General features: G+C 68.9%; 10 protein-coding genes. 2 read left to right on the forward strand and 8 right to left on the reverse strand.

Annotated elements, in window-relative coordinates:
- Nucleotides 1–20: 20 nt before the first annotated feature.
- The 3 genes from uvrC to ABTU82_RS12640 are packed head-to-tail and all read right to left on the reverse strand — an operon-like array spanning nt 21 to nt 5,324.
- Nucleotides 21–1,937 (reverse strand): excinuclease ABC subunit UvrC, encoded by a 1,917-nt coding sequence (uvrC, locus tag ABTU82_RS12630; RefSeq protein ID WP_240606798.1) that lies wholly within the window; start codon nt 1,935–1,937, stop codon nt 21–23.
- On the reverse strand, nt 1,937–4,840 hold the full coding sequence (gene uvrA, locus ABTU82_RS12635) for an excinuclease ABC subunit UvrA (RefSeq protein WP_407173709.1): 2,904 nt from the start codon (nt 4,838–4,840) through the stop codon (nt 1,937–1,939). The genes uvrC and uvrA overlap by 1 nt, the downstream gene beginning before the upstream one ends.
- A gap of 55 nt (nt 4,841–4,895) precedes the next feature.
- The gene (locus ABTU82_RS12640; protein WP_407173710.1) at nt 4,896–5,324 is read right to left on the reverse strand and encodes a MarR family winged helix-turn-helix transcriptional regulator; all 429 of its coding nucleotides are present in this window, start codon (nt 5,322–5,324) and stop codon (nt 4,896–4,898) included.
- A gap of 37 nt (nt 5,325–5,361) precedes the next feature.
- On the opposite strand from ABTU82_RS12640, the gene ABTU82_RS12645 reads away from it, so the two are divergent.
- The gene (locus ABTU82_RS12645) at nt 5,362–5,598 is read left to right on the forward strand and encodes a hypothetical protein (RefSeq protein WP_407173711.1); all 237 of its coding nucleotides are present in this window, start codon (nt 5,362–5,364) and stop codon (nt 5,596–5,598) included.
- Between the two features lie 3 nt (nt 5,599–5,601).
- On the opposite strand, the gene uvrB is transcribed toward ABTU82_RS12645, so the two are convergent.
- Both uvrB and coaE read right to left on the reverse strand, forming a co-directional pair.
- Complete coding sequence (gene uvrB, locus ABTU82_RS12650; RefSeq protein ID WP_116646734.1) at nt 5,602–7,683, reverse strand: excinuclease ABC subunit UvrB; 2,082 nt, start codon at nt 7,681–7,683, stop codon at nt 5,602–5,604.
- Nucleotides 7,684–7,723: 40 nt separating this feature from the next.
- Nucleotides 7,724–8,326 (reverse strand): dephospho-CoA kinase, encoded by a 603-nt coding sequence (coaE, locus tag ABTU82_RS12655; protein ID WP_407173712.1) that lies wholly within the window; start codon nt 8,324–8,326, stop codon nt 7,724–7,726.
- Between the two features lie 105 nt (nt 8,327–8,431).
- Between coaE and ABTU82_RS12660 the strand changes: the two genes are divergently transcribed.
- On the forward strand, nt 8,432–8,809 hold the full coding sequence (locus tag ABTU82_RS12660; protein WP_116646839.1) for a response regulator transcription factor: 378 nt from the start codon (nt 8,432–8,434) through the stop codon (nt 8,807–8,809).
- Nucleotides 8,810–8,826: 17 nt separating this feature from the next.
- Here ABTU82_RS12660 and ABTU82_RS12665 read toward each other — a convergent pair whose 3' ends face one another.
- The 3 genes from ABTU82_RS12665 to ABTU82_RS12675 form a co-directional block, all read right to left on the reverse strand.
- Complete coding sequence (locus tag ABTU82_RS12665; protein ID WP_407173713.1) at nt 8,827–9,990, reverse strand: nucleotidyl cyclase domain-containing protein; 1,164 nt, start codon at nt 9,988–9,990, stop codon at nt 8,827–8,829.
- Nucleotides 9,987–11,624 (reverse strand): sensor histidine kinase, encoded by a 1,638-nt coding sequence (locus ABTU82_RS12670; RefSeq protein ID WP_116646736.1) that lies wholly within the window; start codon nt 11,622–11,624, stop codon nt 9,987–9,989. The genes ABTU82_RS12665 and ABTU82_RS12670 overlap by 4 nt, the downstream gene beginning before the upstream one ends.
- A 62-nt stretch (nt 11,625–11,686) precedes the next feature.
- On the reverse strand, nt 11,687–13,270 hold the full coding sequence (locus ABTU82_RS12675) for an MFS transporter (RefSeq protein ID WP_407173714.1): 1,584 nt from the start codon (nt 13,268–13,270) through the stop codon (nt 11,687–11,689).
- Nucleotides 13,271–13,283 lie beyond the last annotated feature (13 nt).

The raw sequence follows: 13,283 nt of genomic DNA on the forward strand, positions 1-13,283 counted from the left end.
ACTCCTCGTAGACAGCCAGCCTATCGAGCCAAGTGGCTGTGGATGGAGTCGGCGAGCTTCGGGCCGATGCCCGGCAGCTCGGCGATCTCATCGGGCGTGGCGGCGCGCAGCGCGGTGACCGACCCGAAATGCCGCAGCAGGGCCTTGATGCGGGCGTCGCCGAGGCCGGGGATCTCCGACAGCACGCTCGAGATGTCGCGCTTGCGTCGCTTGCGCTGGTGGGTGATGGCGAAGCGGTGCGCCTCGTCGCGGAGGCGCTGCAACAGGTAAAGCGCCTCGCTCGTGCGCGGCAGGATCACCGGGTAGTCCTCGCCCGGCAGCCAGACCTCCTCGAGGCGCTTCGCGATTCCGCACAGAGCGATCTCGGAGTGACCGGCGTCCTTGAGGGCCCGCGCGGCGGCGGCGACCTGCGGCTGGCCGCCGTCGACGACGAGCAGCTGAGGCGGATAGGCGAACCTCTTGCGCTTCGGCGGTTCGGTGACGACCTCGCCGTCGGCGGTCGGCTCGGGCGCGGGGGGCTCGATCTCCTCGGGCCTGTCGAGGTAGGCCAACCGCCGCGTGAGCACCTGGTAGAGCGAGTCGGTGTCGTCGGTCGTCTCGGGGACGCCGAACGTGCGGTACTGGTCTTTGCGCGGGAGTCCGTCCTCGAAAACCACCATCGAGGCGACGACGTTGGTGCCCGACAGGTGCGACACGTCGTAGCACTCGATGCGCAGTGGCGCCTCGGTGAGGTCGAGCGCCTGCTGGAGGTCGGTGAGCGCCTGGGTGCGGGCGACGTAGTCGCTCGTGCGGCGGGTCTTGAAGATCATCAGCGCCTGCTGCGCGTTCAGCGTCGCGGTGCGCATGAGGTCGGCCTTCTGGCCCCGCTGCGCGACCTGGATGCCCACCTGCTTGCCGCGCCGCTCGCGCAGCCACGCCTCGATGTCGGCGGCGTCGTCGGGCAGCGACGGGACGAGCACCGTGCGCGGGATGTCGGCCGGCGCCGCGTCGCCGTAGGTGCGCTGGAGCACCTGGTCGACGAGGTCGGCGCCCGAGATGTCGATCTCCTTCTCGATCGTCGAGGCGCGCACGCCTCGGATGCGGCCGCCGCGGATCACGAAGTGCTGCACCGTGGCGGCGAGCTCGTCTTCGGCGATGCCGAACAGGTCGACGTCGACGTCGTCGGTGAGCACGAGCTCGCTCTTCTTCAGCACCGCCTCGATCGCCTGCAGCCGGTCACGGTAGACCGCCGCCGACTCGTAGTCCATCGCCGCGGCGGCCTCGCGCATCTTGGCGTTGAGGTCTCGGGCGAACCGCTCGTCTCCCCCGGCCATGAAAGCGACGAAGTCGTCGACGATCGCGCGGTGCTCCTCGATGGTCACCTTGTGCGAGCACGGCCCGCCGCAGCGCCCGATCTGCCCCGGGAAGCAAGGACGGCCGCTCTGCATCGCCTTCTTGTACGACGAGTCGCTGCACGTGCGGATCGGGAAGACCTTGATCATCAGATCGATGGTCTCGTGCACCGCCCAGACCTTCGGGTAGGGCCCGAAGTACTTCGCGCCGGGGATGCGGCGGTTGCGGGTGACGATGACACGGGGCGCCTCGTCGGCGAGCGTGATCGCCATGAACGGGTAGGACTTGTCGTCGCGGTAGCGGACGTTGAACGGTGGGTCGAACTCCTTGATCCACATGTACTCAAGCTGCAGCGAGTCGACGTCGCTGGCGACGACGGTCCACTCCACGGATGCTGCGGTCGTGACCATGCGCCGCGTGCGCTCGTGCAGCGACCGCAGCGGAGCGAAGTAGTTCGACAGCCGGGCGCGCAGGTTCTTGGCCTTGCCCACGTAGAGCACCCGCCCTGCGGCATCGCGGAAGCGGTAGACGCCGGGGTTCGTGGGGATCTCGCCGGGGTTCGGCCGGTAGGGCAGCTGCGACATCCGCTCTCGCGATGCCGCCATCAGCCCGCCTTACGCGCCTCGACCGCGGAGACGCCGAGCACCTCCGCGAGGAACTGGCCGGTGTGGCTCGCCTCGACCTTCGCGACCTGCTCGGGGGTGCCGGTAGCGACGATCGTGCCGCCGCCGGAGCCGCCTTCGGGTCCGAGGTCGACGATCCAGTCGGACGACTTGATCACGTCGAGGTTGTGCTCGATGACGATGACGGTGTTGCCCTTGTCCACGAGGCTGTTGAGCACCTCGAGGAGCTTGCGCACGTCTTCGAAGTGCAGACCGGTCGTCGGCTCGTCGAGCACGTAGATCGAGCGCCCGTTGGTGCGGCGCTGGAGCTCGGTTGCGAGCTTCACGCGCTGCGCCTCGCCGCCCGAGAGAGTGGTCGCCGATTGTCCGAGGCGGACGTAGCCGAGGCCGACGTCGACCAGCGTCTTCAGGTAGCGATGGATCGCCTGGATGGGCTCGAAGAACTCCGCAGCCTCCGCGATCGGCATCTCGAGCACCTCGGCGATGTTCTTGCCCTTGTAGTGCACGGCGAGCGTGTCGCGGTTGTACCTCTTGCCGTGGCACACCTCGCAGTCGACGTAGACGTCGGGCAGGAAGTTCATCTCGATCTTGATCGTGCCGTCGCCCGAGCAGGCCTCGCAGCGGCCTCCCTTGACGTTGAATGAGAAGCGACCCGTCAGGTAACCGCGCGCCTTGGCCTCGGGGGTCTCGGCGAAGAGGTTGCGGATGCGGTCGAACACGCCGGTGTACGTGGCGGGGTTCGAGCGCGGCGTGCGCCCGATGGGCGCCTGGTCGACGTGCACGACCTTGTCGAGGTTGTCGAGCCCCGTCACCCGCGTGTGCTTGCCGGCCACGCGCCGTGCGCCGTTGAGCTTGGTGGCGAGCACCTCGTACAGGATGCCGTTCACGAGGGTCGACTTGCCCGATCCGCTCACCCCGGTGACGGCGGTGAGCACACCCAGCGGGAAGCTCGCGGTGACGTTCTGCAGGTTGTTCGCCCGCGCGCCGACGACCGTGACCTGGCGCTGCTTGTCGATCTTGCGCCGCTTCTTCGGCACCGCGATCTCGCGCCGACCGGAGAGGTAGTCGCTCGTCAGCGAGTCCTTCTCCTCCAGCAGCTGCGCGAGCGGGCCGGAGTGCACGACGTTGCCACCGTCGACGCCGGCGCGCGGGCCGATGTCGACGATCCAGTCGGCCGCGTGGACGGTCTCCTCGTCGTGCTCGACGACGATCAGGGTGTTGCCGAGATCGCGCAGGGTGATCAGCGTCTCGATGAGGCGTCGGTTGTCGCGCTGGTGGAGGCCGATCGACGGCTCGTCGAGCACGTAGAGCACGCCGGTCAGTCCCGACCCGATCTGGGTCGCGAGTCGGATGCGCTGCGCCTCGCCGCCCGAGAGCGAGCCCGCCGATCGGCTGAGGCTCAGATAGGTGAGACCGACCTGCAGCAGGAAGTCGAGCCGCGCGCGGATCTCGCGGAGCACCTGGGCGGCGATCTGCGCCTCACGCGGGGTCAGTTCGAGCTCGGCGAAGAAACGCTGCGCGTCGGCGAGGCTCAGCCACGACGCATCCGCGATCGACTTGCCGTGCACCGTGACGGCGAGCACCTCGGGCTTGAGACGCGCGCCCTCGCAGACCGGGCACGGCACTTCGCGGAGGTACTCCGACCAGCGCTGGCGCTGCGTGTCGGACTCGGCCTGCAGGTACTGACGCTCGATGTAGGGCACGACGCCCTCGAACCCCGAGGCGTAGCGCACCTCGCGTCCGTAGCGGTTCTTCCACTTCACGGTGACCTTGTAGTCCTCACCGCGCAGCACCGCCTCGCGGATGTCGACGGGAAGCTGTCGCCATGGCGTGTCGAGCGAGAACGCGAGGTCGCGGGCGAGGCCCTCGAGTAGGCGCTCGTAGTACTGGAAGAGCCCCTTGCCCTGCGTCGTCCACGGGATGATGACTCCCTCGCTGATCGAGAGGTCTTCGTCGCCGAGCATGAGGTCGACGTCGACCGACATGCGGGTGCCCAGGCCGGAGCACGCCGGGCACGCACCGAAGGGGGCGTTGAACGAGAAGGTGCGCGGTTCGATCTCGGTCAGCTGCACCGGGTGCCCGTTCGGGCACGCGAGCTTCTCGGAGAACGACTGCCACGCGTCGTCGCCCTCACCGTCGACGAAGTTGACCTGCATGATGCCGCCGGCCAGTCCCAGCGCGGTCTCGACCGAGTCGGTGACGCGGCCGAGGATGTCGGGGCTGGCGACCAGTCGATCGACCACCACGGCGATGTCGTGCTTGTAGCTCTTCTTGAGCTTCGGCGGCTCGGCGAGCTGGATCAGGTCGCCGTCGACGACGGCACGGGCGTAGCCCTTCGCGCTGAGCTCCTGGAAGAGGTCGACGAACTCCCCCTTCTTCTGCGAGACGACCGGCGCCACGATCTGGTACCGGGTGCGCTCGGGAAGCTCCATCAGCTGGTCGGCGATCTGCTGCACCGTCTGTCGCTGGATCTCCGCCCCGCACTCGGGGCAGTGCGCGACGCCGATGCGCGCCCACAGCAGACGCATGTAGTCGTGGATCTCGGTGATCGTTCCGACGGTCGAGCGGGGGTTGCGGTTGGTCGACTTCTGGTCGATCGACACCGCGGGGCTGAGTCCCTCGATGAAGTCGACGTCGGGTCGGTCGACCTGACCGAGGAACTGACGCGCGTAGGAGCTCAGCGATTCGACGTAGCGACGCTGACCCTCCGCGAAGATCGTGTCGAAGGCGAGACTCGATTTTCCCGAGCCCGACAGACCCGTGAAGACGACCAGCGCATCGCGCGGGATGTCGAGGTCGACGTTCTTGAGGTTATGGACGCGGGCACCGCGGACGCTGAGCTTTCCGCTGTTGTTTCCGGGCAGGGCGACGGGGACGATGGGCACCCGACAAGCTTAGGCGTGGCCTCCGACACCGGCTCCGCTCGGCGGGACGCGCGGGTCAGCGCCGACCCGCGAACGGTACGAGCCCGTCGCGCACCGCGGCGAGCTGCGGCGCATCCATCCCGACGCTCCGCATGATGCGGCCGGGCACCTCGAGCGCCTGCTCGCGCAGCGCCTGCCCCTCCGCGGTGAGGGAGATGTCGAGCACGCGCTCGTCGTCGCCGCGACGCGTGCGCGCGACCCGCCCCTGGGCCTCGAGCCGTTTCACCAGGGGTGAGAGCGTCGCGGGCTCCATCGCGAGTTCGGCGGCGAGGTCTCCCAGGGATCGGGGCGACCCCTCCCAGAGCGCGAGCATCACGAGGTACTGCGGGTGCGTCAGGCCGAGCGGTTCGAGCACGGGACGGTAGATCGACACGACGTTGCGGGCGGCCGTGACGATCGCGAAGCACAGCTGGTTGTCGAGTTTGAGCATCTCGTCGGCATCCATCGCCTCGCTCCTCCGATTAGTTAGTACACTAACCATCATGGCACACAGTGATACGGAGGGTCCGTCGCGGAAGGACCGAGTCCGCGCGGCGGGCGGCTGGTACAACTACCTCAACGCGAAGCTCATCCGCGTCGCCGGCCCCGCGTCGGTCGGGCCCTACGAGACGACACCGGAGCCCGTGCGAACGGGCCGCCCGTGCCCGCTCTGCGGCCACGCCATGACCGAGCACACGTTCGACCGCTCCGGGCCGAAACCGCTGATGCACTGCCCCTGATCGTCAGGCGTGCCCGGCCCTCTCCATCGCCCGGAGCTCCTTCTTGAGGTCTTGGACCTCGTCGCGGAGTCGACCGGCCAGCTCGAATTTGAGCTCGGCGGCTGCCGCCAGCATCTGGTTCGACAGGTCTTCGATCGTCGCCTCGAGCTGATTGGCGCCTTCCGCCGCGATCCCCGTGCGCCGCAGCTGCGGTGTCGGCGACTTGCCCTTACCGGATTTGTTGCGCGCCGACGCCCGCCCCGAGAGGAGCTCCTGAGTGTCTGACGCCTCTCGAGCGAGCACATCGGTGATGTCAGCGAGCTTCTTGCGCAGCGGCTGCGGATCGATGCCGCGCTCGAGGTTGTAGGCGATCTGGATGTCGCGACGGCGCTCGGTCTCTTCGATCGCCTTCGTCATCGAGTCGGTCATGCGGTCGGCGTACATATGCACCTCGCCCGAGACGTTTCGCGCCGCACGGCCGATCGTCTGGATGAGCGACGTGCCGCTGCGGAGGAACCCCTCCTTGTCGGCGTCGAGAATGGCCACGAGAGAGACCTCGGGGAGGTCGAGGCCCTCGCGCAGCAGGTTGATGCCCACCAGCACGTCGTAGACACCGGCGCGCAGCTCGGTGAGCAGCTCGACACGACGCAGCGTGTCGACGTCGGAGTGCAGGTAGCGCACGCGCACACCGTGCTCGCCGAGGAAGTCGGTGAGCTCCTCGGACATCTTCTTCGTCAGCGTCGTGACGAGCACGCGCTCGTCGCGCTCGACGCGGATGCGGATCTGCTCGAGCAGGTCGTCGATCTGACCCTTCGATGGCTTCAGGACGATCTGCGGATCGACGAGTCCCGTCGGTCGGATGATCTGCTCGACAACGCCGTCGGCGATCCCCATCTCGTAACGGCCCGGGGTCGCCGAGAGGTAGACCGCCTGGCCGATGCGCTCTTTGAATTCGTCCCACCGCAGCGGGCGGTTGTCCATGGCGCTGGGGAGGCGGAAGCCGTGCTCGACCAGCGTGCGCTTCCGTGACGCGTCGCCCTCGTACATGGCGCCGATCTGCGGCACGGTCACGTGCGACTCGTCGATCACGAGCAGGAAGTCGTCGGGGAAGAAGTCGAGCAGGGTGTGCGGCGGAGCACCCGGCGGGCGCGCGTCGAGGTGACGGGAGTAGTTCTCGATACCGGAGCAGAAGCCGAGCTGCTGCAGCATCTCGAGGTCGAACGTCGTGCGCATGCGCAGCCGCTGCGCCTCGAGCAGCTTGCCCTGGCGCTCGAACTCTTTCAGCCTCTCGGCGAGCTCGTCTTCGATCGTGCCGATCGCGCGCTGCACCTTGTCGGTGCCGGCGACGTAGTGCGACGCCGGGAAGATCGGCACGGAGTCCATCTTCTGCGCGATATCGCCGGTGAGCGGGTGCAGCATGTAGAGCGCTTCGATCTCGTCACCGAACATCTCGATGCGGATCGCGTACTCCTCGTAGACCGGAATGATCTCGATCGTGTCGCCGCGCACCCGGAAGTTGCCTCGCGAGAAGTCGACGTCGTTGCGGTTGTACTGCATCGAGATGAACTTGCGGATGAGGGCGTCGCGGTCGTAGCGCTCCCCCACCTGCAGGGCGACCATGGCGCGGAGGTACTCTTCGGGCGCACCGAGGCCGTAGATGCACGACACCGTCGAGACCACGATCACGTCGCGCCGCGAGAGCAGCGAGTTCGTCGTCGAGTGGCGCAGGCGCTCGACCTCGGCGTTGACCGAGGAGTCTTTCTCGATGAAGGTATCGGTCTGCGGCACGTAGGCCTCGGGCTGGTAGTAGTCGTAGTACGAGACGAAGTACTCGACCGCGTTGTTCGGCATGAGCTCGCGGAACTCGTTGGCGAGCTGTGCGGCGAGCGTCTTGTTGTGCGCGAGCACGAGCGTGGGTCGCTGCACGGCCTCGACGAGCCAGGCCGTGGTCGCGGACTTACCGGTACCGGTGGCACCGAGGAGGACGACGTCGGTCTCGCCCGCGTTGATGCGCGCGGCGAGTTGGGCGATGGCCTGCGGCTGGTCGCCGGAAGGGACGTATTCGCTGACGACCTCGAAGGGGCGGACGGAACGGGTGGCCTGCATGATTCCAGCGTAGGCCGGGCCACCGACACCCGGGGCGGACTTAGGCCTCGGCGGTCAGTCGCTTCCAGAGTTCGTCGGCCTGCGCCTCGGTCTGCGCGAGTGGTCCGTCGGTGTCGATGACGACATCCGCGAGACGCAGTCGCTCCGCGTCCGACGCCTGGGCGGCGATGCGGGCGCGCGCGTCGGCCTCGCTCATCCCCCGGTGCTCGCGCAGGCGCGACACGCGCACCTCGACCGGCGCGTGGGCGACCACGACGAGATCCCACGGATCCGAGGCGCGCGTCTCGGCCAGGAGCGGCACGTCGTACACGACGACCGCCCGCGGGTCGGCGGCGGCCGCCTCACGGAACCGGCGCTGCGACTCCTCCCGCACCGCCGGGTGCACGATCGCGTTGAGCTGCGCGAGTCGATCGGGGTCGCCGAAGACGACCGCTCCGAGCGCCGCACGGTCAAGCGTTCCGTCGGAGCGCAGCATCCGCTCTCCGAAGGCGTCCTCGATCTCGCGCAGCACCGGGGATCCGGGCGACTGCACGTCGCGGACCACGGCGTCCGCGTCGACCACGACGGCGCCGTGTGCGGCGAGCCGAGAGGCGACGGTCGATTTTCCCGAGGCGATGCCGCCGGTGAGCGCGATCAAGGGCATCCTCCGAGGATGCCACGACGGACGCCGCGATCGAGAAAGGCGATGTGCGTTACGCTCGGTCAGAAACTGCACGCCGCCCGGACGGGCGGAGACCAGAGGTACCCGATGCCCAGCCCCCGCGTCGCGGTCATCATCGAAGACGATGCCGACATCCGCTCGCTCATCTCCGCTGTCCTGCGAGGATCCGGCTTCGACGTGCATACCGCCACCGGCGGCCTCGAGGGGATCGAGAAGGTGCGCGAGCACCATCCGGTGCTCACGACCCTCGACGTCAGCATGCCCGGCATCGACGGATTCGAGACGGCGCGCCGCATACGCGCGTTCAGCGACACACGCATCGTCATGGTGACGGCTCGGGCCGACGAGGAGCACGCGCGACTCGGTCGCGAAGCCGGTGCCGACGACTACCTCACCAAACCGTTCCGCCCGCGCGACCTGCGCGCTCGCGTCGACGCCCTGCTCGCCGACCGCCTCGAAGACTGACCTCGCGCCCGCCGCCGTCACCCTTCGGCGATGATCACCGAGGCGTCGGGGCTCGTGACCGAGCGCGCGGCGGCCTGATCGGCGCCGTTCACCAGCGCCGCGAAGTCGTAGCCGAGCCGGTCGGTGAGGGCGATCCCGACTCCCACGACGGGCACCACCGAGATGCCCAGCGCACCGAAATCGTCGAGGAGGCGACGGTGCAGGATGCTCGCCATGCGACGGACGTCGGAGAACGACGCGGTGAGGAACGCGATCAGCAGGCTCCCGCTCTCGCCTTCGCCGACCATCGCGGCGGTGGGAGCGTACTGCCGCACTCCCGCCCGCCACGCCGCGGCCACCTGTTCGGCCTCCGCCGGGCCGAAGGCCGTCGCGATGCGCCCCAGATCGTCGATCCGCACCGACACGACGCAGATGGTCTCGCTCTGGCTCGAGGCGCGGTCGATCAGCGTCGTGGTCGCCGAGCGGAAGGATGCGGGAAGAAGCACTCCGTCGATGCCGAGGCTCAGCGTGTAGACGTCGGGCTGACCGCGCAGATTCGATTCGCTCGCGCGGAGCTCCGAGGTCACGACCACCGCCACGATGGTGAGCGCGATCGTGAGGAACGACGACACGATCGTGTTGAAGAAGGTGGCGAACACGTCGCTGTCGGGTCCGTAGACGACGAAGGCCAGCGTGCGCGCGGTGAACCATACGGCCTCGATCCCGAGGACCACGGTCAGACCCAGCGAGCTCCACCGTCGCCCGATCGCCCCTCTCCTCGACTCGATCGCACCCAGGAGAGCCATGGCACCGGTGCCGATGAAAAGCGGCACCGCGCCCGCCCAGTCCCCGCCGTCGGGGCCGGCCAGCACCACCGCGAGACCCGCGATCAGCACCAGAACCGCCACCACCCCGCCCGGCCACCGCAGGCTGCGGTCGTTGAAGGCTCGGCAGCCGAGCCAGATGAAACCCGCGCTGGCGACGAACCCGGCATTGCCCACCGCCACGGCGAGGTACGCGTCGGGTGCGGCCGCCCAGACGAGGTAGCCGAGGACGGTGAGGATGCCGGCGAGGAATGCGACGGCCCACAGCCGACCCGAGAGGCCGTCTTTTCGCATCAGCGTCTCGACGAGGTACATGACCCCGGAGACGATGATGACGACAGCGGCGGCGAGCGAGACGGTGAAGTTGTCCAGTGTCACGTGACGGGCTCCCTCGTCGTGGGGAGCCAGACCGTGAAGGTGGCCCCCTCGCCCAGGCGCGTGTCGACGGAGATCTCGCCGCCGTGACGCTGGACGATGTCTTCGCTGATCGCCAGCCCCAAGCCGCTGCCGTGCGTCGTGGAGTTGCGCACCGCGTCGGAGCGGAAGAACCGTTCGAACAGGCGGGAACGCTCGCCCTCGGAGATGCCGGGGCCGTCATCGCGGACCGCGATCCGGACCCGGTCGTCGTCTCCTGAGACCTCGACGAAGACCTTGCCTCCGTCGACGTTGTACTTCACCGCGTTGTCGATCAGGTTGTCGATGACCTGGCGGATGCGCTGCGCGTCGACGACGGCGAAGGTCGAGGCGACGAAGGTCGTGTCGATCGAGATGCGACGGTCGGCCGCCTTCGGCAGCTCCGCCTCGACCGACGCGTGCACGATCGCCGCCACATCGGCCGGGGCGGGATCGAGCGTGACACCGCCGCCCGGGCGCGCGAGCGACGACACCGAGAGGATGTCGGCCACGAGGTCGAGCAGGCGTGCCGCGTTCCGCTCGGCGACTTCGAGATCGTGCCGCGAATCGCCGGAGAGGTCGTCGCGATCGAGCGCCAGCTCGAGGTACCCGATGATCGACGTGAGCGGGGTGCGCAACTCGTGCGACACCGAGGCGACGAGATCCTCACGAGCGCGCAGTGCCTGTTCCTCGGCGGTCACGTCGCGCGAGACGACGATCACCCCCGCGTTCGTCCCGTCGATCTCGGTGAGACGCCGAGCCGTGACCGTGAGCGCGCGTCGCCCCGAACCGGGCTCGCCGTACCACACCACCTGGTTCTCGAAGGTGTCGCCGTCGCGGGCGCGCGCGAACGGAACGTCGGACGCGTCGAGCGGGGTGACCCCGTCGGCTGCGTACGCCACGGCCCCCGCGGCATCGTCGGACGCCCCGCCCTGGAGCTGGGCATGCGCCTCATTGGTGACGACGAGCTCCCCCTCGGGGGTGATGCGGATCACGCCGAAGTCGACGGCATCGAGCACCTCCGTGACGAGATCCTCCTGGCGGCGCGCGCGGTCGACCGAGCGCCCGAGATGCCGGGATTGCTTTTCGAGGAGCTGCCGCTGCGCATCGGCGCGACGGGCACCCAGGAAGGAGATGATCGCCAGCGCGCCCACCACGAGCGGGAGAAGCACCGTCGTGACGGTGAACTCCTGCGTCGGGTCGATCGCCATCGTGAGCCAGAACAGCGCCGACACGAGCAGAGTGCCACCGACGACACCGACGACACCGAAGGCCGCACCGATCCACATCGCGGGGAAGGCCCAGAGGAGACCGATGCCCCCGTTCGGCGCGCTGTACCGCAGGAGCGCGAGCGCGACGATGTCGGCGACCGGGAGCACGGCTACGACCCAGAACGGCAGGCGGTGCCACGGGACCAGAATCGCCGCCGCCGTCGCGCTGAACAGCAGGGTGGCGCCGAGGACGAAGGTCGTGCTGTCGACGACCTGCCCGATGAGGATCGCCACGCCCATGGCGACCAGGCCGACGCCGCTGAGCAGGGTCTGGTTCAGCAGGATCGAGCGGTCGCTGGTGTCATCGCGCTTGCGTGCACGCCGCTCGCTCTCCGACAACCAGGCCATGCGCTGAGATTATCGCGCGCGGTGCGCGGACCGGCGCATCCGCTCGGCACGCGTCTCGTGCGTCACGATGCGTCCTCCCGCGCGTACTGCGCGATCAACTCCTGCTCGCGCGCGAACGACGGGAGACGGAACCACACGATCACTCCCCCGACGAGCACGGCCACCGCTCCGACCAGGTAGGCGCCCCAGGCGCCGGTGACGAGGCTCTGGGTGGCACCGGAGAGGATCTCGTCGCGGTACTGCGGGAACTGATCGGCCACGCGGAGCGCCGAGCCGTACGATGCCTGCAACGCCTGGGTGACCGTGTCGGAGATCGTGGATGCTTCGGCCGACGCCGATATCTGTCGCCCGAACGAGGCGGCGAACCCGGCCGCGAGGATCGCGCCGAGCAGTGCCTGCATGACCGACCCGCCCAGGTCGCGTTGCAGGTCGGATGTCGCGGACGCCATCCCGACGCGGTGCACGGGGGTGCTCTCGGTGAGGGCCCGCGACGCCGGCGTCATGGCGAAGGCAGCGCCGCTGCCGATCGCGAAGAAGCCGAGGCCGACCAGCCAGTACGCCGTCGACGGATTCCACAGGAGGGTCGTGAGGAACCCCACGAAGACGAGGGCGTAGCCGAGCAGCATGGTGGTGCGCGATCCGCGCCGGGTGAGCAGGCGGGCCGACATCGGGGCGAACAGGAGGAGTCCGACCGCGGCGGGCACGACGGCCAGACCCGCCTGCAGGGTCGAGTAGCCGAGGATGTTCTGCAGATACTGCTGTCCGACGAACATCGCCCCCATGAGCGACCCGAAGACGATCGTGCCGGCGGTCGCGGGGACCCAGAACATGCGGCGCCGCGCGACGCGGAGATCGTAGAGCGGATGCTTCTCCCGCGCCTGGCGCACGAGGAAGACGACCAGCAGCACCACACCGACACCGAGCGTCACTCCACCGATCAGATGCTGACCCGGCGCGAAGACCGTGCCGACGCCGAGCACGATCGCCGCGATCGCCACGGTCGCGAGGATGCCGCCGAGGTGATCGACGGGGTCTCGCGACTCCGCCACATGGCCGGGCACGAACGCGGCGACCAGAACGAGTGCCGCGGCCGCGATCGGCACGGCGATGAGGAACGCCGACCCCCACCAGAAGACGGAGAGCAGCAGACCCGCCAGCACCGAGCCGACGATCGATGCCATGGCGCTGACGCCCGACCACAGCGCGATCGCGCGGGTGCGTCGCGGGCCGTTGGACCAGAGCGCTGTGATGAGCGAGAGGGTGGTCGGGAAGGCCAGGCCCGCCGCGATACCGGTGAACACGCGGGAGGCGATGAGGAGTTCGACCGAGGGCGAGAAGGCTGAGCACAGGCTGGCGACGACGGTGAGGGCCAAGCCGAGCATGAGCAGCTGCTTGCGTCCGTACCGGTCGGCCAGGGCGCCGAAATAGAGCACCGACATGGCCAGCCCCAGCGAACACCCCAGGCCCACGATGTTGAGCGAGACCTGGCCGGCGCCGAACGTGCGCCCGATGTCAGGGAGCGCGATGTTCGCCGCGGCGAGGTTGATGTTGCACACCAGTGCACCGAGGATCAGTGCCGTGAGCACCAGCCCGGCGCGTGCGGGGGCTTCGGGGCGGGTCGCTGAGGCCGCTCGGGTGTCGCTCACGCGCTCACTCTAG

It is taken from the genome of Microbacterium deferens, from assembly GCF_045517775.1.
Classification (GTDB): domain Bacteria; phylum Actinomycetota; class Actinomycetes; order Actinomycetales; family Microbacteriaceae; genus Microbacterium.

Excerpts from the sequence above, each read along its gene's own strand:
- uvrC (WP_240606798.1), bottom strand. The coding sequence starts at position 1,937 with ATGGCGGCATCGCGAGAGCGGATGTCGCAGCTGCCCTACCGGCCGAAC.
- ABTU82_RS12640 (WP_407173710.1), bottom strand. The coding sequence starts at position 5,324 with ATGGATGCCGACGAGATGCTCAAACTCGACAACCAGCTGTGCTTCGCG.
- ABTU82_RS12645 (WP_407173711.1), top strand. The coding sequence starts at position 5,362 with ATGGCACACAGTGATACGGAGGGTCCGTCGCGGAAGGACCGAGTCCGC.
- uvrB (WP_116646734.1), bottom strand. The coding sequence starts at position 7,683 with ATGCAGGCCACCCGTTCCGTCCGCCCCTTCGAGGTCGTCAGCGAATAC.
- coaE (WP_407173712.1), bottom strand. The coding sequence starts at position 8,326 with ATGCCCTTGATCGCGCTCACCGGCGGCATCGCCTCGGGAAAATCGACC.
- ABTU82_RS12660 (WP_116646839.1), top strand. The coding sequence starts at position 8,432 with ATGCCCAGCCCCCGCGTCGCGGTCATCATCGAAGACGATGCCGACATC.
- ABTU82_RS12670 (WP_116646736.1), bottom strand. The coding sequence starts at position 11,624 with ATGGCCTGGTTGTCGGAGAGCGAGCGGCGTGCACGCAAGCGCGATGAC.